Raw genomic sequence first — 18,718 nt, 5'->3', positions numbered from 1 at the left:
GCGCGAACGTACACTTGCGGCCCCGATAGGCGGCCGGCGCGGGGCCTCAAGTGTACGTTCGCGCTTCAGGCGGGCTGAGCCAGACCGGCGGCGACACCGGCCCCGAACCCCGACGTCGGCCCACACCGGACAATGTCCAGCGCTTCGACGTCGAGCAGCTTCCGGGCGCCCGTCCGGGCATCCAGGATCCAGAACAGTTCCATCAGCGGGATGGTCTGCGTGACCCGCCCGCGGTGGAACAGCTTGCCGTTGTGCCACGCCTCGATGTGATCCCCGGTGGCCAGTTCCCCGCACGTCCGGATCGTCGTGCCATTCGCATCCATTGCCAACTCCTCCCCCTTCGGCGCCCCGCCGTCGGGGAGCCTTTGCCACCAGCATGCACGGGCGATGTTTCACCGGAGTTTCCGGGGTGTGAGTTTCTCGCGTCGCGGACCCGGCGGCAGGGGGTTTGCCAGCGCCCGTGGCCCGGGCCAACGGGACCATCCAGATGGAGATCGGTGTCAGCGCGTCGTTGTAGGAGGAGCGCATCGGTGCACGTGAACGGTGTCCGACGGCGGGATGCGGAGGCTGCGGCGAGGCGCCCGCCGGAGTTTCGCCTCTTTACTGACAGATGGGGCTAAAGTGTCCGTATGCCCAGGATTTCGGCCGCCAGCAACGCCGCCCAACGTGCCGAGACGCAGCGCCGCATCCTGACCGCCTTCGGCGAACTGCTCTTCACGCACGGGCTGCCGGGCCTCACCATGACCGACGTCGCCCGGCATGCCCGGATCGGCCGTACCGCCGTCTACAACTACTACGCGGACATTGAAGAGCTCCTGATCGCCTACGCCCTGGACGAGACCGAGCGCTTCCTGGTCGAGCTGCGCGATTCCCTGGCGTCGCTGGAGAACCCCGTCGAGCGCCTGGCCCTCTATGTCCGCGCCCAGGTGGCCGACCTGAGCCGGCGCCACCTGCCGCCCGGTCCGGCCATGGGCGCCGTCCTCTCCCCCGCTTCCTTCGCTAAGCTGGCGGACCACGTGGGCGAACTCAGCCTCCTGCTCCAGGACATCCTGCGCGACGGCATGGCCCAGGGCTACCTCCCGAAGACGGACATCACCCACCTCGCCCAGCTCATCCACGGCACCCTCTCCTCAAGCGCCGCCCGGGGCGACGGCGCCGGCGCGGAGCCGGAGGCGGAAGCCCGGATCGCACGGACCGTGCGGTTCATCCAGCTCGGCGCCGGGGCCAGATTCGACGACGCCGGCCGCGCCCTCCGCGGCGCCGCGTAAGCACGCAGCCACGCAGCCACGTCCCCGCGGCGCGGCGTCTCAGGGGTTCGGGCTGGGCGGCACGAGCGTCGGCACGACCGGCCACTTGGGATCGTCCGCTGCGCGGCGGGTTTCCCGCGGGCAGCTGAGCTTGCCGGGCGTCTGGTCCACGAGTTCCGGCTTGGCCAGTTCCTTGAAGTCCCCGGTCAGGATGACGTCCACGCTCGCGTCGCTGCGGCCGTCCTGGACGTAGTCCGAGCCGGGAAGGTTGCGCTGGACGCTGAACGCTGAGGACTGGCCGGCGGCCCCGGACACCACCAGCGCCACCCCCCGGTAGCCGGACTGGGTGTTGCCCACCGCACCCACCACGAACTTGCGGGCCAGGAATTGGTCGGCCACCTGCCGGGCCAGACCGGGGCGGCTGGTGGAGTTGTACACGTTCAGGTTGATCGCGTTGTGCGGCGCGTAGTCGTAGGTAGCATCCGGGCACAGCGACGCGGCAGCCTGGCTGCGCTCCGCCGTCGGGATCTTGATTTGGCCGTTCATGATGGCCAGGGCCACCACAATGGCGGCAGTGACCAGCCCCACCAGGAGCACCAGGACCACCCCGTGCAGGATCCGGCGTCGCATCCGCACGGGGTTTTCCAGCTCATCCTGCTCCACGAACGTGGCCCGCAGATCGGAGCCGGTGATGACATGGTGCCCGTGCAGGACGGTGGGGTCCTGCGGCGTCCTAGCCATTTATCACCAGCACGCGGGCGTGGATCGCGGTGCGCTGGTGCAGGGCGGTGCGGACGGCGCGGTGCAGACCGTCCTCGAGGTACAGCACGCCGCGGAACTCCACCACGTGCGGGAACAGGTCGCCGAAGAAGGTCGAGTCTTCGGCCAGCAAGGCCTCGAGGTCAAGGGTGCGCTTGGTGGTGACGAGTTCGTCCAGCCGGACCGGGCGCGGCGGCAGCGCCGCCCAGTCCTTGGGCGTGTTGAAACCATGGTCGGGGTACGGGCGTCCCTCGCCCACAGCTTTAAAGATCACCATGCAAGCCTAAGGAAGAACCCCGGCCAGGGGAATCATAGAGGCCACGGCGCCGGAGGTTGTGGCCAAACAGTGACCATTTATCGCTCCAGGCCCGCCACGGCCGCGCCTGAAGCCGTCACCAGCGTTGCCCCGGCGGACGAAGCGTAACGGCAGGGCCGAACCGGCGGCCCGGCTGAGAGAATAGAGGCATGACTGCACCCGAGACCTCCGCCCTGCCGCCATCGGCGCCGCCGCTGGCACTACTGCTCGACGTCGACGGTCCCGTGGCGAGCCCGCTCACCCGCACCGTCCAGCCCGGCATCATCGCGGATCTCCTTGCCCTGGCGTCCGCCGGGATTCCGGTCATCTTCAACACCGGCCGTTCGGACGCCTTCATCCGCGAGCAGGTCATGGAGCCGATGATCGCCGCCGGCATGCCGCCGGGGCTCCTCATCCACGCCATCTGCGAAAAAGGAGCCGTGTGGTTCAGCTACACCGCTGCGGGGCCGGGCCCGGTCCACGTGGACCGGGAACTCGCCATCCCGCAGGCATTTGGGGATGACGTGCGCCGGCTCGTGGCGGAGGACTATGCCACCCACATGTTCTATGACGAGACGAAGCTGGCCATGGTCTCCGTGGAGCAGCACGTCGCCGTCGCCAATTCCGAATACCGCGAGGAACAGGCACTGTTCGACGCCGACGCGATGGATTTGATGCGCCGCCACGGCCTGGGGGTGGTGCGGCTGGACCACCACGCCCCGGACAGCGACGACCAGATCGACTACCGTGTGGACCCCACCATCATTTCCACCGATATCGAATCCGTCCGGCTGGGCAAGGATCTGGGCGCCAGCCGGGCCGTCGAGCTCCTGGCCGCCCGGGGCATCACCCCGCAGGCGTGGCGGACGGTGGGCGACTCGCGCACCGACTACGCCATGGCCGACTGGCTGCACCACAACGACCACCCGGTAAAACACGTGGACGTCCGGCCCGCCGACGGCATTCCGGTCAAGCCTTACGTGGTCCTGACCGCGGCCGACCTGGGGCTGGGTGCGGACATCATTCACGACGACGCCGGCGCCGCGTTCCTGCGCCACTGGCGTACCGCTTTGGCGGGTTGATGTCTCGGGCTGAGAGCCCGGTTTGACGGGTGTTTTTGCGTCCCGCGATATTATGCAGTTAGAGATCCACGCACCTTCTACAGCTCGGAGAAACGACATTACAGACGCATTGATCCAGGACGAGATTTACTACGGCAGCCAGGCCAGCGAGGACGACCACGCCCACGCGGAGGTCACCTCGGCCGCCGCCGTCGCCAGGCTCCGCACGCGCCCCGACATCGTACGAAGGCACGGCCGGTATGCGCTGATCAATGACAACCGCACGCCATACCAGGCGATGGTGGAGGATCTGCTGTTCGTCCGTTCCGTGCTGGCCGGCGCCAACCTGGACTATCTGCTGGTCCGCGGCAACAACGACCGTCCGGTCATTGCGGTGGACTGGAAGAACCGCCGGGAACTGCGTACCGCCCTGGTTGAGGCCTGCCGGGACGAGCCGTTCTACTCGATGACCGTGGACGCCAAGAAGAAGTCCTCGGTACTGGTGGCCGACGGGGAGCTGTCGCCGAACCGCCAGGGCCGGATCTTCCGGCTGTACCGGCCCCGGGTGGAACCGGAAGGCGGCCTCGAATTCGGCGCCTCGGCCGGTGTCCAGCTGGAGCTGTGGAGCTTCGAGGGTGACCAGCTGATCCTGCCGATCGAAAACTCGCTGACCCGGCGGACCCTGCTCGCCCAGGATGCGGTTCGCGGCACAGTGGAACGCTATGGCCACACCTGGCCCACCATCGAGAACATGTTCGCCGACCATGCCAGCGACATCAGCTTCGACATCGATCTGGTGTTCTCCTGGGTGGACGGTAGCTCGCCCGAGTACATCGCCGCCCGCCGGGCCCGGATGGCCGGCGTCGTGGTGGGTGAGGGCGATGACCACGAGGCCCGCTTCCGCCAGATCAACGAGCTGAAGTACGCGCTGCGCTCGGTCTACATGTTCGCGCCGTGGATCCGGCGGATCTTCATCGCCACGGACTCCCCTGCCCCGTCCTGGCTCGCGGACCACCCGAGCGTGACGATTGTGCGCAGCGAGGAGTTCTTCGCCGACCCATCGGTACTGCCGACGCACAATTCCCAGGCGGTCGAGAGCCAGCTGCACCACATCGAAGGGCTCTCGGAACACTTCCTGTATTCAAATGACGACATGTTCTTCGGCCGGGCTGTGCGGCCGGACATGTTCTTCACACCGGGCGGGATCACCAAGTTCATCGAAGCGGAGACGCGCATCGGTCTCGGGGACAACGACGCAGAGCGCAGCGGCTTCGAAAACGCTGCTCGGGTGAACCGCAAGCTGCTCTGGGACCGTTTCGGGCGGATTACTACCCGGCATCTGGAACACACGGCCGCGCCGCTCCGGCGCAGCGTGGTGGCACAGATGGAGCAGGAGTTCCCGGCCGAGTTCGCCAAGACGGCGGCCAGCAGGTTCCGGGGCGCGGACAACATCTCGGTGACGAATTCGTTCTACCACTACTACGCGTTACTCACCGGCCGGGCCGTGACCCAGACCGCGGCGAAGGTCAGGTATGTGGACACGACGGCCCGCGCCGGCCTGAACTACCTGCCCAAGCTCCTTTCCAAACGGAACATGGATTTCTTCTGCCTCAATGACGGAAGTTTCCCGGAGGTGCCGGCCGAGGAGCGTGCGGAACTGGTGACGGATTTCCTGGAGAAGTATTTCCCGATCAAGGCGCCCTGGGAAAAGTAGGGCAGAAAGCGGTGCGCCGGCGGGAGCAGACGGCGGCTAGTTGAGAGTGGTCATCCGGCGGTCTTGGGATGTCTTCGCCGGAACCTCCAGCTTGGCCTGGTGCGGAATGCGGATGCCGGCGGCGGCGATCCGCCGCTGGGTTTCCTCCGCCGTGACGAACTCGCCCACCGCCGGCAGGGTGTCCCCCACCTGCACCACGGAGTGCACGATGGTGTGCTCGTAGACGTGAACCAGGTTGAAGGACTGCCCGGCGTCCCGGCCGCGGCTTCCTCCCACGGGCACGTTCAGGTCCTGGGTGTAGCAGGTCGCCGAAGCTACCGAGACCGGGATGCCGGCAAACGTAGCCGACGTCGAATAGTGCAGATGGCCGCCCAGGATGGTGCGCACGTCGGAGTTGCGAAGCACCCCGGCGAGCGCTGACTGGCCGCGGAGTTCAACCAGCACCGCAAGGTCCAGCACGGACGGAACCGGCGGGTGGTGCAGGGCCAGGATGGTGCCGTCCGGCGCGGGGGTGGCGAGTTCCGCGGCGAGCCACTCCAGCTGCGCCGGGCTGAGTTCACCATGGTGGAAGCCGGGCACCGAGGTGTCCAGGGTGATGATGCGCAGGCCGTTGATGAAGTAGCTGTGGTCCACGGGGGCGTCGTTGCCCGGCTGGTTCAGGAGCACGCTGCGGAAGTTGGCCCGGTCGTCGTGGTTGCCCATCGCCCAGATGACCCTGGCGCCCATTGCCTTGCAGGCCGGGTCCACGATGGTGCGGAGCTTCGCGTATGCCTCCGCTTCGCCGCGGTCGGCCAGGTCGCCGGTGAAAATCACGGCTTCGGGGCGCGCGCCGGAGGCGCGGACCTGATCGAAAAGTTGTCTGAGCCGGGAGTCACTGTCCACCATGCCGTGCAGAGGATCCGTGCCTCCCAGCAAATGCGGATCGCTCAAGTGGAGTAGGAAATGCCGTGGCCGGGGGTGCTCGGCCTCGATGAGCTCCATTGCAACCTTCCTGGTTGGGTGGAGGCAATTGTCTCCAGCGTCCCTCTCAGTAACATCTATCCAACCAGACATTCGGCCAGCAATGTGCAAACTCGAGTAGGCATGTTTGAAAAAAGGCAATAACCGAGTAATCCGGCGGACACATACCTGCGCAGGAATATGCGTGTATGTGTCCGCCGGGAAGTGGATCACTCAGTTAATTGGCGGCTAGCTTAGGTAGCCGTTCGGGTTAAGCACGTACTTCGTGGCGGCGCCGGCGTCGAACTCGGCATAGCCCTTGGGTGCGTCCTCGAGGGTGATCGACTTGGCGTTGACGTTCTTGGCGATGTGGACCCTGTCGTGCAGGATCGCCATCATCAACCCGCGGTTGTACTTCATCACCGGGCACTGGCCGGTGGTGAAGCTCAGCGACTTGGCCCAGCCCGTGCCCAGGCTCAGGGAGAGCGCGCCCTTCTTGGCCGCCTCGTCCACCCCGCCCGGGTCACCGGTGACGTAGAGCCCCGGAATGCCGAGCGCGCCGCCTGCCGCGGTGAGTTCCATCAGGGAGTTCAGCACCGTCGCCGGCGCTTCCTTAGCGTCGTGGCCGTGCCCCTTTGCCTCGAAGCCGACGGCATCCACCCCGCAGTCGACCTCGGGCACGCCGAGAATTTGCTCGATCTGTTCCGCCGGTCCGCCCTTGGACAGGTCGACGGTCTCACAGCCGAAGCTGCGCGCCTGCTTCAACCGGTCCTCGTTCATGTCACCGACGATCACGACGGCGGCACCCAGCAGTTGGGCGCTGGTGGCGGCTGCAAGGCCGACCGGTCCGGCACCCGCGACATACACCGTCGACCCGACGCCCACGCCGGCCGAGACGGCGCCGTGGAAACCGGTGGGGAAGATGTCCGAGAGCATGGCCAGATCCAGGATCTTCTCCATCGCCTGGTCCTTGTCCGGGAACTTCAGCAGATTCCAGTCCGCGTACGGGACCAGCACGTAGTTGGCCTGGCCACCGACCCAGCCGCCCATGTCCACGTAGCCGTAGGCGCTGCCCGGACGGTCAGGGTTGACGTTCAGGCAGATGCCGGTCTTGCGTTCCTTGCAGTTCCGGCAGCGGCCGCAGGCGATGTTGAAGGGGACGGAACACAGGTCCCCGACCTTGATGAACTCAACGTCGGGACCGACTTCCACCACCTCACCGGTGATTTCGTGACCCAGCACCAAGTCGGACGGGGCGGTGGTGCGGCCGCGGACCATGTGCTGGTCCGATCCGCAGATGTTCGTCGCGACGGTCTTGAGAATAACGCCGTGGCGCACCTGCCGGCCCACGTTGGCCGGGTTGACGCCTGGTCCGTCCTTTAGTTCGAAGGTGGGGTAGTCGATGTCAATCAGTTCGACTTTTCCTGGCCCCTTGTAGGCAACGGCTTTGTTTCCTGTCATCACTTTCCTCCTGGTTTCACGGACCCCAATGCTGAGTGCCCAGTTGTGATTCACGAAGCTTGCTGATGCGCCCTCTCCGGGCCTGCGTCGGCTGCGATGCCAACGGGGGACGCGTTTGCGCCGCGGGTGAGGCCGGAATGTTGGAGGGTCTCGTCAGTCTAGGCCGGAAGCATGCTTACAAATAGGGTCCGTAGCCCCCTTGCGCTTCCTGTTCTCGTGCCGATGCCTGCCCGACGGCTTGCCCGCGATGGGCAGGCGGAGGCTCAGGCGAGCGCCTGGCGGACAGCCTCAATGACCTCCGGTGAGTCGGGCTCGACGGTGGGGGCGAAGCGGGCGACGATCTCGCCGTCGCGGTTGACCAGGAACTTCTCAAAATTCCACTTCACGAGCCCCGGCAACAGACCCTTCTTGAACCGGGTCAGCCGGGCGTACAACGGATGTTGGTGCCGGCCACGGACATCGGCCTTGGTGGTGAGCGGAAACGTCACGCCGAAGTTGCGCTGGCAGAACTCGGCAATTTCGGCGTCGGCTCCGGGCTCCTGTCCGGCGAACTGGTTGCAGGGAACGCCGAGTACCGTGAAGCCTTCCTCGCGGAACTTGTTGTGGAGTGCCTCCAGCCCGGCGTACTGCGGCGTAAAGCCGCACTGGGAAGCCACGTTTACAACCAGCACTACCTGGCCCCTGAATCGGCCAAAGTCCGTTTCGGTGCCGTCGTTGAGGGTCAGCGGGATGGAATACAGGGATGTCATTGGGGGTTTCCTCGCGGGTTTGGGTGCAAAGGCGGTTCACCTTGTGGTTCGGCACCGCGGCGCGAGGGTATGGGTCCGCGGGCTGCCGCGGACTTTGGTACGGCTATGACGTTCCTAGGGTTTGGGCGACGCCGTGGGTTCCAAGGAGGCTGTCGGCTTCGTGGCGGCCGTCTCCTGCGGGGCTGCCGTCACCGTGGGCGCAGTCACGGCGGGCGGGGTCGCGGTCACGGCAGGCGCGGTAGCTGCCGGCGTCACATCGTCGGCAGGGGCCGACGGCGTTTCGGTCGCCGCAGGGCTGGGAGGCGGCGTCGGCGTAACACTCGGCGTCGGCGTTGGGGTGACGGTGGGGGTCAGCGTAACCGTCGGGGGCGGGGTGACCTCCGCAACCGTCGGCGTAGGGGTTGGGGTGACGGTCGGGGTCGGCGTAACCGTCGGGGTCGGCGTTACCTCCGCAACCGTCGGGGTGGGCGTAGGGGTTGGCGTAACCGTCGGCGTTGGCGTAACCGTCGGCGTTGGGGTGACGGTGGGGCTGGGAGTGGTTTCCGCGAGCGCACTCGTCGGCGGCGGCGACGCGGCGGGCGAGGCCGCGACGGCGGCACGTGTTGCCTCCTGAACCCCGCCGGTGACCGCACCGGCCTGGTTTTCGGTCACGGGGACGGCCCAGTCCGTGCTGGCGCTGGACGGGCTGTAGCTGACCATCTGGATGTCGTCGAGCTGGTCCACCTGGCGGGTCGGAAGGAATTTCCAGTCAAGGGGGTTGGTGTGCGAGCCGTTGAGGATCGTCTCAAAGTGGAGGTGGCAGCCGGTGGAGGAGCCCGTCGTTCCCACCTTGGCAATGACCTCATCCACGCCCACCGATTCCCCTTTCTTCACGGCGATGCCTTCGAGGTGGTTGTACGTGGTGATCAGGCCGTTCCCGTGGTCGATTTCGACCCGGTTGCCGCCGCCCCAGGGATGCCATCCGACGGCACGCACCACACCGGCGTCGGCCGAATATACCCGGGTGCCGCACGGGGCGGCAAAGTCCTGGCCCCAGTGGAATTCCCCGGCGGTTCCGGTCAAGGGGCTGGTGCGCAGGCCAAACGGGGACGATGCCACCAGCACCTCGAGCGGGGCCATCAGGAAGCCTTTCGGCGGACGCGACAGGCCGGCCGAGGCCAGACGGAGTTCGACTTTGCCCTCCTTGGACGCCGTCCGGACCGTGGTCCGGGCGAACGAAACGAGGGCGCGGCCGTCAGCGGTCAGCGCATCAGGAACGGTCGGGGCGGACTTTCCGCCCCCATCCGGCGCGTTGCCCTCCGGCTCCAGGAATCCCGGTCCCACGGAACCCGTGGCCAGCGGCGGTTGAGGCGCCTCGCGGGCCGATGTTCCGACGGGCACGGTGGGCCCGAAGACCAGCACCGCAAGGGCGAGGCCCGTTGCTGCCGCCAGAGCGCGCGCAACTACTCCTGAAGTTTTGGACAGCTCACTCGTTGAGTTTCCCCAGTGTTTTCCCACGACGTGACTCCTGCATTCTGTCCGCCAGACCCCAATCTCAACGGACTCACCCTCCTATGGGACCACAATCGACTGGGTCTGTGAACCTCCGAAATCCGCGGTTTCCGGCGCTTCCGCGGCATCTTCACGCCACCGTTCGGCGACTTGGGTGGCGTCCCAGTAGCGCTGCCCGCGCAAGCGCGTAGGACCTCCGGCCGGGCCGGGTAAGAATAGGAGTATGCGCAATGTCCTCAGGGAGTGGCAGGCCGAGCTCAAGCAGACGTTCACCGGGACCCGGGATGCGGTTCCGGAGTGGGTGGGCCGCCTCGCGGAAGGCTCCGACGCCGGCTATCACCTTCCCGGGTCCGCCGTCTGGGCCGTCCATGGGGATATGCCGACGATTGTCGCCGGCATCCGCGCCCTGCTGATGCAGGCGCTGCACCCTGGCGCCCTGGCCGGGGTCCACGACCATTCCCGCTTCCGCGAAGACCCCCTGGGCCGGCTCGCCGGCACCATCCGCTGGATCTTCACGGTCACCTACGGGTCCACGGACGCCGCGCGTGCCGCCTCGAACTGGGTGCTCCGCCTGCACGAGTCGGTGCGCGGCGACTATGTCGACGGCCACGGCGTGGTCCGGCCCTATGCGGCCAACGATCCTGAGCTGCTGAGCTGGGTTCACATCGCCTTCACCGATGCCTTCCTGTCCGCGCACAAGCTCTGGGGCCGGCCGATTCCGGGCGGCCCGGACGCGTACGTGCGCGAATGGGCGCAGGCGGGGACCCTCATGGGGGTCGAGTCGCCGCCGCTGAGCGAAGCTGACATGCGCCGGCAGCTCGATCGCTGGTACGACGACGGCGTGCTCAGTTCCGGCGACAGAGTCGCCGAGACCGTGGCCTTCATCCGGGATCCCCCGCTCCACCCGGCTCTCCGGCCCGGCTACCGGGTGCTGTTCGCGGCGGCGGTGGCCAGCCTTGAGCCCAAATACCGGGAGATGCTGGGGCTGCGGACCGCACGGCTGGGACCACTTCCTCTGCCGGTGAAGCTTGCCACGAAGGCCACGCTGGGAGTCGTCCATCTTGCCCTGGGCCGGGTTGGACCGAGCGAGCAGGCTGCACGCCAGCGGCTGCGCCGCCTGGGGTATCCGGGTTAGCTGCGGGCCGGGCAGCTGCGGGCCGGAACGCAGCAGACTGCGGGCCGGGGAGCGCTAGCCGCGAGTTCCGGGACGCAAAAAGGCCCCGGTCCGAGGGACCGGGGCCAAACGCGGAGAATGGGGGATTTGAACCCCCGAGGGCGTTAACCCAACACGCGTTCCAGGCGTGCGCCATAGGCCGCTAGGCGAATTCTCCAGTAGCTTCTGAATCAAAAGCAGATACTAGACTACCTGACATTCCCGGCTTCGACCAATTGAGCCCTCCGGTCCGACCGAAAATTGGGCATGTCCCCCGGCGACAAGGGCGGATTCGAGGCAGGCCCGATCGTCGGGTAAAGTAGTCGACGGCCCCTCATGTGGCGTCATCCTGTTGAACTCCCCCAGGACCGGAAGGTAGCAAGGGTAAATGGGCTCTGGCGGGTGCATGGGGGGTCTTTTATGTCTGTGCCGATTGGTAGGGTTTAGCTGTGACTGTTACTACCGCTCTTTACCGCAGGTACCGCCCCGATTCGTTCGCGGACGTTATCGGGCAGGAGCACGTCACCGACCCGCTGATGACGGCCCTGCGGAAGAACCGCGTCAACCATGCCTACCTCTTTTCCGGCCCCCGCGGCTGCGGCAAAACGACGTCCGCCCGCATCTTGGCGCGCTGCCTGAACTGCGCCGAAGGCCCCACGGACACCCCTTGCGGCGCCTGCCCCAGCTGCGTTGAACTGGCACGCGGCGGTGCGGGCTCGCTCGACGTGATCGAGATCGACGCCGCCAGCCACGGTGGCGTGGACGACGCCCGCGACCTGCGCGAACGCGCCACCTACGCCCCGGTCCGCGACCGCTACAAAATCTTCATCATCGACGAAGCCCACATGGTCACGTCGGCCGGCTTCAACGCGCTGCTCAAAATCGTCGAAGAGCCGCCGGAACACATCAAGTTCATCTTTGCCACAACGGAGCCGGACAAGGTGATCGGCACCATCCGGTCCCGCACCCACCACTACCCGTTCCGGCTGGTACCGCCGGAGCCCTTAATGGCGTACCTTGAACTGCTCTGCAAGCAGGAGAACGTCCCGGTGGCTCCCGGCGTGCTCTCGCTTGTCATCCGAGCCGGCGGCGGCTCCGTGCGCGACTCGCTCTCCGTGCTGGACCAGCTCATGGCCGGCGCCGGCCCGAACGGGCTGGACTACGAACTGGCCGTGGCCCTGCTGGGTTACACACACGCCTCCCTCTTGGACGACGTCGTCGAGGCCGTTGCCGCCTCCGACGCCGCCACCGTGTTCCGCGCCGTGGATCGCGTCATCCAGACCGGCCACGACCCGCGCCGCTTCGTCGAGGACCTGCTCGAGCGTTTCCGCGACCTGATCATCGTGCAGGCCATGCCGGAGAGCGCGCAGTCGATCCTCCGCGGCATGCCGGCGGACCAGATCGCCCGGATGCAGAACCAGGCCCACAACCTCGGCGCCTCCGAGCTTTCCCGGGCTGCCGATGTCACCAACACCGCGCTCACCGAGATGACCGGCGCGACGTCGCCGCGCCTGCACCTGGAACTGCTTTGTGCCCGCATCCTATTGCCGAGCTCGGAACAGACCGAACGCGGGATCGCCGCCCGGATTGACCGCGTGGAGCGGCGCCTGAATTACGCCGGGAACGACGTCGGAACTCCCGCCGCCGGGACGGCCTCCGCGGCGCCGGCCCGATCCGCCCCGATGGCGGCACCCGCGCCGGCAGCGGCCCCACCGGTTTCTGCACCCGCTGCCCCCGCGGCGCAGGCACCGGCGCCGGCACCGGGCGCGCAGGAAATGCAGCAGCAAAGGCCGCCGCTTACGGCGCCTCGGGTCAGCACCAACGACTGGCCGGTGGAGGAACCCACGGCCGCGAAAGGCGCCACGCGCCCCGTTCCCGCACCGGCGCCGGAGCGCGCCCGGGCAGAACAGCCTGCCCCGGCGTTGCAGCCCGCACAGGCAAGCCGTCCGGAGCAGGCACCGCTGGCCTCCGTGCCCGAAGAAACCGCCAACGCGGCGCCGGCCCACTCGGCACCGGCCGAACGCCCGGCTGCCGACGTCCCGGCAGCGGCCGCGTCCACGGTGCCGTCCGCCCCGGCCGCACCTGCTGCGGGCTCCGGACCCGACGTCGAGGTCCTTCGCCGGGCCTGGCCTGAGATCCTGCAGACTCTGACGAAGATCAAGCGCAGCACGTGGGCGCTCGTCGAACCCAACGCCCAGGTCGGCCACTTCGAGGGCCAGCAACTGACGCTGTCCTTCACCACCTCCGGGCTCGCCGGCGCCTTTGGACGCGCGGACCACGCGGAGAACCTGCGCCAGGCAATCCACAAAACGATCGGCATCGACTGCCAGATCACGGCCGTAGCCGGCGGCTCCAGCAGCGCAGCGAGCTCTGAGCCAAACCCAAAAGTTCCCGCTAGCCGGGAGCAGGCCCCGGCAACCTCTGCGGACGTTGCCTGGGGTCTGGCCCCCGCAGCGGCCGGGGGTGTACCCGCATCGGATGGGGCACCCGAAGCCGCGGCGGCGGCCGGAAACGGGGAGAGCCTGGCACCTGCAACCGCTGCAACGACGGCTGCCCAGGCGCCGCAGCATGCCCAGCAGCCAGAGCCTCAGCCCGCCAGACCCGCCGCGGAGGACACTCAGCAGGCCGGGCCGCCCGCCGGGTCGTCCGGTGGGGCGAATCCTGATGCGGTCGGTTCGTACTCCTACCCGGATGACGATTGGGGGCCGCCGCGGGATGAAGACGCTCCGCCTCTGGACGAAGAGCCGCCGATGGACTGGGATCCTTCGGCCCCGCCCGCCGTCCGGGCCGCTCCCCCAGCGGCATCCGCACCAGCGCGGACCGCACCACGCCCACGGGCCGCCGCAGGCGCACCCGCCGCAGGGTCCGCCGCAGCGCCGGCGGCCGGCCCGGCCGGCACCCCTGCCGCGGCTGCCCCGGACACCGCCGCCGACCCGTGGGCACGCGCCGTCGAGCAATCCCCCGGGGTCTGGAGCGTTGGCACCGAGTTGAACGTCGGGCGGCACCCTTCCCCGGAGACCACCCAGGAGGCGGCGCGGCAGAGCCCGGAACCAGAGCCGCCGCACTATGAGCCTGCGGCTGCGCAGATTCCGGAGCCGGTCGGCGCTTTCCCGGGCGGCTCCGGACACGCCGGCTCGGCGGAACGCACGCCTGCGCCGCAGCTCGTCTCCGCTGCCGCCGGACCCGCGGTCATTACGGTGGCGGCGTCCTCGGTTGTGGCCACGGCCCCGGTGGGCGCGCCTCCGGCCTCCGGACGGCAGAGCCTCTACCAGCGGCTGTCCAACAGCCCCGAAGCAGAGGCCGGCCGTGCCAAGGCGCCGGCGCGCGCGGCAGTTGCCGCCACGAACTACGAACAGGACATCCCCAGCGCCGACGACGAAACGATCGAGGAATCGGGCGTGTTCGGCCGCGCCGCCGTCGAGCGTATTCTGGGCGGGAAGCTGATCGAAGAGCGCTCCTTGGACGGAAGCCCGCTGGCGCCGCGCTTCTAGCCCTCCCGGCGGCCGACCAGGCCTCCCCTCCCCCAAACGAACGAGGAAATTGTGTACGAAGGTGCAGTTCAGGAGCTGATCGATGAGCTCGGCCGCCTCCCCGGCGTCGGGCCCAAGTCGGCCCAGCGGCTCGCCTTCCACATCCTCGAAGCTGATCCGCAGGACATGAAGCGCCTGGTCGAGGCCATTACGACGGTCAAGGAGCGGGTGAAGTTCTGCACCGTCTGCGGCAACGTCACCGAGCAGGAACTCTGCAACATCTGCCGGGATCCGCGCCGCGACCCCTCCATCATCTGCGTCGTGGAGGAGTCCAAGGACGTCCTGGCGGTGGAACGCACCCGGTCCTTCCGCGGCCGGTACCACGTGCTGGGCGGCGCCATCAATCCGATCGCCGGCATCGGTCCGGAACAACTGCGGATCCGCGAGCTGCTGACCCGGCTCAACGACGGCGCCATCCAGGAAATCATCATCGCGACCGACCCCAACCTCGAGGGAGAAGCCACGGCCACCTACCTCGCCCGGATGCTCAAGTCGATCGGCATCGCCGTCACCCGGCTCGCGTCGGGCCTTCCCGTTGGCGGAGACCTCGAGTACGCCGACGAAGTCACCCTGGGCCGCGCCTTCGAAGGCCGCCGCAACGCCCTGAGCTGACAGGGGCCGTGACAGCCCTCCCCGGCGCGCCCGGCCCGCTGCGCACCGAACGCCTGACCCTGCGTCCGCTGACGGCCGACGACGGCCCCGCCCTCCTGCGGTTCCGCGGCGACCCGGACGCCACGCGCTATCTGTCACATGCGGCACTCAGCCCCGCGGAGAACACGGCCCGGCTGAGGACGGCGCTGGCCGCGGCCGAGGCCTCCACCGCCGAGTGGTTCAACATCGGCTGGGCCATCGAACTGCGGGCCAGCGGGGAGGTCATCGGGGACGGCCGGACCTGGAACACGGCAGACCCCCGGCTCCCGGCCCCCGGCCGGATCCCAGCAGATGCGGCCAGCCTGGGCTACATCCTGCACCCGGAACACCATGGACTCGGACTCGGCCGGGAAGCCGCCGCCGCCCTCGTTGGGTGGCTGTTCGCCGGCGGAAGCCGGACGGTCTTTGCCGGCGTCTACGAACCCAATCTGCCTTCGCGGCGTCTGCTGGAAGGACTGGGCTTCGAGCCCGACCGCTATTTCACGGCAGCAGAGGACACCGCTGGCAAGGAGCTTCCGTCCTGGCGATATCGGCTCGACCGTTCCTGGTAGCCCGCCCGGCCCACCCCGCCTCGCGACCCTGGTGACCCGTGTGGCCTCTGAGGCCCCTGCTCCGCGTCCCTCGCCGGGCATGCCCATCCGGTCGGCCCACGGATGGACATGCGCAACGTCCCTCTCCGGGCATGCCCATCCGGTCCGCCCAGGAATGGACATAGTGGCATTATGTCCATTCCTGGGCGCGAACACTGAGCATGTCCATCCGTGGTCCGGCCGCGGGGCCCGATCCGTGGTCCGGCAGCCCCTCCCCGCCCCGCGCCGGAGGCAGCCCAGTCCGGCATTTCGGTCACAATTCATTTCCGGGCCCCGGCGGCGATAAACTCAAGGGAGAGTCCGCCGTCGCCGTTTGGCTGGCTGGCCCAGAACCCCGATGATCCAGTGAGGGTGCGCGCATGAGTTTGTCCACTACCGAAGTCCATCCCGGAACGCAGCCGCTGCAGCTGCCCGTGAAGCCTGGCGCCACCAAACACCTGGTGGTGAAGAAGTTCGGCGGCTCCTCCGTCGCGGACGCGGAAGGGATCAAGCGGGTCGCCCGGCGCGTCGTGGACGCCCACAACTCCGGCGACGAAGTCGTCGTCGTCGTGTCCGCCATGGGCGACACCACCGATGAACTCCTCGACCTGGCTGCCCAGGTGACCGATTCCGCCCCGGCCAGGGAAATGGACATGCTCCTTTCCGCCGGCGAGCGCATCTCCATGGCCCTGCTCGCGATGGCCATCAACAAGTACGGCGCCTCGGCCCAGTCTTTCACCGGTTCCCAGGCCGGCATGATCACCGACGGCATCCACGGCAAGGCCCGGATCATCGACGTCGACCCGCACCGGATCCGCACGGCCCTGGACAAGGGACACATCGCCATCGTCGCGGGCTTCCAAGGGATGAGCCGCACCACGAACGAGATCACCACGCTGGGCCGCGGCGGCTCGGACACCACCGCCGTGGCGCTGGCCGCCGCCCTCGACGCCGACGTCTGCGAGATTTTCACCGACGTTGACGGGATCTATACCGCGGATCCGCGGGTTGTTCCGGCCGCCCGGAAGATCGACCGCATCTCCAGTGAGGAAATGCTCGAGCTCGCGGCCTCGGGGGCCAAGATCCTGCACCTGCGCTGCGTGGAATACGCCCGCCGCTTCGGAGTGCCGTTGCACGTCCGTTCCTCATTCAGCCAGAACGAAGGTACCTGGGTGCTGCCCAGCGCCGATGACAAGATCACGATTCAAGAGGGAGTTGCCTTGGAGCAGCCAATCATCTCCGGCGTTGCCCACGACCGTTCCGAAGCCAAAGTCACGGTGGTCCGCGTTCCGGACATCCCCGGCAAGGCGGCGGCGATCTTCCAGGTCATCGCGGACGCGCACTCGAACATTGACATGATCGTCCAGAACGTCTCCACGCACGGCACCGGCCGGACCGACATTTCCTTCACGCTGCCGATCGTCGAAGGCGCCGACGCGCTGGCGGCCCTGCGCGCCGCCCAGGCCGAGATCGGCTTCGAAAACATCGAGTACAACGAGAAAATTGGCAAGCTGTCCCTGATCGGTGCCGGCATGCGCTCGCACCCGGGCGTCTCCGCACGGTTCTTCGCCGCACTCTCCGAGGCCGGCATCAACATCAACATGATCTCCACCTCGGAAATCCGCATCTCGGTGGTGACCCACGCCGACCAGCTTGACGACGCCGTCCGCGCCATCCACAAAGCGTTCGACCTGGACAGCGAAGACGAGGCAACGGTCTACGGCGGCACCGGCCGCTAGGACGTCGCCAGAGCACCGCACACGAAAGGGAGCAGCCACTCAGCTGCTCCCTTTGCCGTCCAGCCACCGGGCGGGTTAGACCTGCTCCTTCGGGAGGTCCTCCCGACGGACCGCATAGTGGTGTCCCTGCGAATCGGTCTCGACTTCGAAGCCGGCGAGATCACTCTCCGAGGCCTGCTCGAAGTCATCGTGCCGGTGCACGACCGGCGCGGCATAATCCCCGCGCGAAGCAGGGCCAAAAAGGAACCGGACCCAAGACGACGGGTGCAGGTGCCGACGCAACGCAGCCGCCCTCAGTGCACGTGCCATAATTCCCACCCCCTTTCCTGCTGACAGGCCAAGCGAAAGGTGGCGCGGGCGGCGCCAGTGCCATCATTTTACGCCCGGCGGCGGCGAAAAGGGCAGGGCGGACGACGGCGGGGAAGGTCCCGCGCAGCGGGCCCACGGGGTGGATCCGGCCCACGGGGTCGACCAGGCCCCGGCGTTGATCCGGGCCGCGGGTGGGCTAGCGCAGGGACTTGTCCTGGGGGTTGCGGGGCACCACATAGGTGCTGCCGTCCGGCCGGTGGAGGGTTTCCCACTGCTGGGTTTCGGCCTGCCGCTGGGCCAGCAGCTGGCGGTTCTGCTCCGTCATCTCATGGCCAATCGAGGTCCGGCTGGCGGGGCCGAAAATTGCCCTCAGCTTTCCGGTCGCACGCATGAACCGCTGGGCGGTGTTTTCCTTGGCCATTACCCACTCCTTCGAAACGGACGTAGCACCAGTGTACGCTAATCATTAGCGCACTAACTATTTGAAGGAGGCCTGATGGCCATCGCCGACACCGGCTCCGCAACCACCCCGGGCGCGTCCACCCCCGTGGACGAGGACCTGCTCCTGGAACACCAGCTCTGTTTCGCCCTGACCGTTGCCTCGCGCAGCGTCGTGGGCGCCTACAAGCCGGTGCTCGACAAGCTGGGCCTCACCCACCCGCAGTATCTGGTGATGCTGTGCCTGTGGGAATCGAGCCCCCGCACCGTCCGCGACATCAGTGATGCCCTCGCCCAGGAACCCGCCACGATTTCGCCGCTGCTGCGGAGGCTGGAAGCGGCAGGCTACATCACCCGGCAACGGGCCGAAGGCAACGAACGTAGCCTCGCGGTGCGGCTGACCCCCCGCGGGGCGGCGCTCCGGCAACAGGCGACAGCGGTGCCCGGCACCATGATGGCCCGGCTGGGCCTGGACCGCGAGCAGGTCGGCGAACTGCATGCCTCGATGATGCGCCTCATCGCGGCCACCCGGGCCGCGGACGCGGGCCACGGCGGCTAGCCCGCCGCGGACACGCCCCCACCCCCCTCTCCCCCGGCGGCGGCGCGGCGTCGG

General features: G+C 67.9%; 18 protein-coding genes, 1 tRNA gene and 1 other RNA gene. 10 read left to right on the top strand and 10 right to left on the bottom strand.

What is annotated here, in order from left to right; all coding sequences use genetic code 11:
* Nucleotides 1-65 precede the first annotated feature (65 nt).
* The gene (locus FFF93_RS02170; RefSeq protein WP_261375260.1) at nt 66-323 is read right to left on the bottom strand and encodes a hypothetical protein; all 258 of its coding nucleotides are present in this window, start codon (nt 321-323) and stop codon (nt 66-68) included.
* 306 nt (nt 324-629) lie between these two features.
* Between FFF93_RS02170 and FFF93_RS02165 the strand changes: the two genes are divergently transcribed.
* On the top strand, nt 630-1,268 hold the full coding sequence (locus FFF93_RS02165) for a TetR/AcrR family transcriptional regulator (RefSeq protein ID WP_138767530.1): 639 nt from the start codon (nt 630-632) through the stop codon (nt 1,266-1,268).
* A gap of 39 nt (nt 1,269-1,307) precedes the next feature.
* On the opposite strand, the gene FFF93_RS02160 is transcribed toward FFF93_RS02165, so the two are convergent.
* Together FFF93_RS02160 and FFF93_RS02155 are read right to left on the bottom strand one after the other, a co-directional pair.
* On the bottom strand, nt 1,308-1,988 hold the full coding sequence (locus tag FFF93_RS02160) for a LytR C-terminal domain-containing protein (RefSeq protein ID WP_138767531.1): 681 nt from the start codon (nt 1,986-1,988) through the stop codon (nt 1,308-1,310).
* Nucleotides 1,981-2,280, bottom strand: coding sequence for a type II toxin-antitoxin system VapB family antitoxin (locus FFF93_RS02155; protein WP_175322235.1), 300 nt, complete (start codon nt 2,278-2,280; stop codon nt 1,981-1,983). The genes FFF93_RS02160 and FFF93_RS02155 overlap by 8 nt, the downstream gene beginning before the upstream one ends.
* A gap of 191 nt (nt 2,281-2,471) precedes the next feature.
* On the opposite strand from FFF93_RS02155, the gene FFF93_RS02150 reads away from it, so the two are divergent.
* Nucleotides 2,472-3,383: a hypothetical protein gene (locus tag FFF93_RS02150; RefSeq protein ID WP_138767533.1), complete on the top strand. Its 912-nt coding sequence runs from the start codon at nt 2,472-2,474 to the stop codon at nt 3,381-3,383.
* A 52-nt stretch (nt 3,384-3,435) separates the two neighbouring features.
* The gene (locus FFF93_RS02145) at nt 3,436-5,076 is read left to right on the top strand and encodes a stealth family protein (RefSeq protein WP_138767534.1); all 1,641 of its coding nucleotides are present in this window, start codon (nt 3,436-3,438) and stop codon (nt 5,074-5,076) included.
* 36 nt (nt 5,077-5,112) lie between these two features.
* On the opposite strand, the gene FFF93_RS02140 is transcribed toward FFF93_RS02145, so the two are convergent.
* From FFF93_RS02140 to FFF93_RS02125, 4 genes are all read right to left on the bottom strand, one after another.
* Nucleotides 5,113-6,057, bottom strand: a complete 945-nt coding sequence (locus tag FFF93_RS02140) for a phosphodiesterase (protein WP_138767535.1) — start codon at nt 6,055-6,057, stop codon at nt 5,113-5,115.
* Nucleotides 6,058-6,264: 207 nt separating this feature from the next.
* Nucleotides 6,265-7,476 carry a formaldehyde dehydrogenase, glutathione-independent gene (gene fdhA, locus FFF93_RS02135; protein ID WP_138767536.1) on the bottom strand — a complete coding sequence of 404 codons (1,212 nt, stop codon included), beginning with the start codon at nt 7,474-7,476 and terminating at the stop codon, nt 6,265-6,267.
* Between the two features lie 263 nt (nt 7,477-7,739).
* Nucleotides 7,740-8,225 (bottom strand): glutathione peroxidase, encoded by a 486-nt coding sequence (locus FFF93_RS02130; protein WP_138767537.1) that lies wholly within the window; start codon nt 8,223-8,225, stop codon nt 7,740-7,742.
* 114 nt (nt 8,226-8,339) lie between these two features.
* Complete coding sequence (locus tag FFF93_RS02125) at nt 8,340-9,722, bottom strand: M23 family metallopeptidase (protein WP_261375259.1); 1,383 nt, start codon at nt 9,720-9,722, stop codon at nt 8,340-8,342.
* Between the two features lie 217 nt (nt 9,723-9,939).
* Between FFF93_RS02125 and FFF93_RS02120 the strand changes: the two genes are divergently transcribed.
* Nucleotides 9,940-10,851, top strand: a complete 912-nt coding sequence (locus FFF93_RS02120) for an oxygenase MpaB family protein (protein WP_138767538.1) — start codon at nt 9,940-9,942, stop codon at nt 10,849-10,851.
* Nucleotides 10,852-10,962: 111 nt separating this feature from the next.
* On the opposite strand, the gene FFF93_RS02115 is transcribed toward FFF93_RS02120, so the two are convergent.
* A tRNA-Ser gene (locus FFF93_RS02115) sits at nt 10,963-11,047 on the bottom strand.
* A 147-nt stretch (nt 11,048-11,194) separates the two neighbouring features.
* On the opposite strand from FFF93_RS02115, the gene ffs reads away from it, so the two are divergent.
* The 5 genes from ffs to FFF93_RS02090 all read left to right on the top strand — a co-directional run bounded on the left by ffs (nt 11,195) and on the right by FFF93_RS02090 (nt 17,358).
* Nucleotides 11,195-11,291, top strand: an RNA gene (ffs, locus tag FFF93_RS02110) — signal recognition particle sRNA small type.
* A 27-nt stretch (nt 11,292-11,318) separates the two neighbouring features.
* Nucleotides 11,319-14,360 (top strand): DNA polymerase III subunit gamma and tau, encoded by a 3,042-nt coding sequence (locus tag FFF93_RS02105; RefSeq protein ID WP_138767539.1) that lies wholly within the window; start codon nt 11,319-11,321, stop codon nt 14,358-14,360.
* Between the two features lie 51 nt (nt 14,361-14,411).
* Nucleotides 14,412-15,011 (top strand): recombination mediator RecR, encoded by a 600-nt coding sequence (recR, locus tag FFF93_RS02100; protein ID WP_138767540.1) that lies wholly within the window; start codon nt 14,412-14,414, stop codon nt 15,009-15,011.
* Between the two features lie 8 nt (nt 15,012-15,019).
* Nucleotides 15,020-15,601, top strand: coding sequence for a GNAT family N-acetyltransferase (locus tag FFF93_RS02095; protein ID WP_186372209.1), 582 nt, complete (start codon nt 15,020-15,022; stop codon nt 15,599-15,601).
* Nucleotides 15,602-15,999: 398 nt separating this feature from the next.
* The gene (locus FFF93_RS02090; RefSeq protein ID WP_138767542.1) at nt 16,000-17,358 is read left to right on the top strand and encodes an aspartate kinase; all 1,359 of its coding nucleotides are present in this window, start codon (nt 16,000-16,002) and stop codon (nt 17,356-17,358) included.
* Between the two features lie 75 nt (nt 17,359-17,433).
* Here FFF93_RS02090 and FFF93_RS02085 read toward each other — a convergent pair whose 3' ends face one another.
* Nucleotides 17,434-17,667, bottom strand: coding sequence for a hypothetical protein (locus FFF93_RS02085; protein ID WP_138767543.1), 234 nt, complete (start codon nt 17,665-17,667; stop codon nt 17,434-17,436).
* Nucleotides 17,668-17,863: 196 nt separating this feature from the next.
* Nucleotides 17,864-18,088: a hypothetical protein gene (locus FFF93_RS02080; protein WP_138767544.1), complete on the bottom strand. Its 225-nt coding sequence runs from the start codon at nt 18,086-18,088 to the stop codon at nt 17,864-17,866.
* Between the two features lie 75 nt (nt 18,089-18,163).
* On the opposite strand from FFF93_RS02080, the gene FFF93_RS02075 reads away from it, so the two are divergent.
* A complete protein-coding gene (locus FFF93_RS02075) occupies nt 18,164-18,664 on the top strand; it encodes a MarR family winged helix-turn-helix transcriptional regulator (RefSeq protein WP_138767545.1) in 501 nt (166 codons plus the stop codon).
* Nucleotides 18,665-18,718 lie beyond the last annotated feature (54 nt).

This window comes from Arthrobacter sp. KBS0702, from assembly GCF_005937985.2.
Classification (GTDB): Bacteria; Actinomycetota; Actinomycetes; order Actinomycetales; family Micrococcaceae; genus Arthrobacter.
Note: the sequence above shows the minus strand (reverse complement) of the source record. Positions and strands in the feature narration are given on the sequence as shown.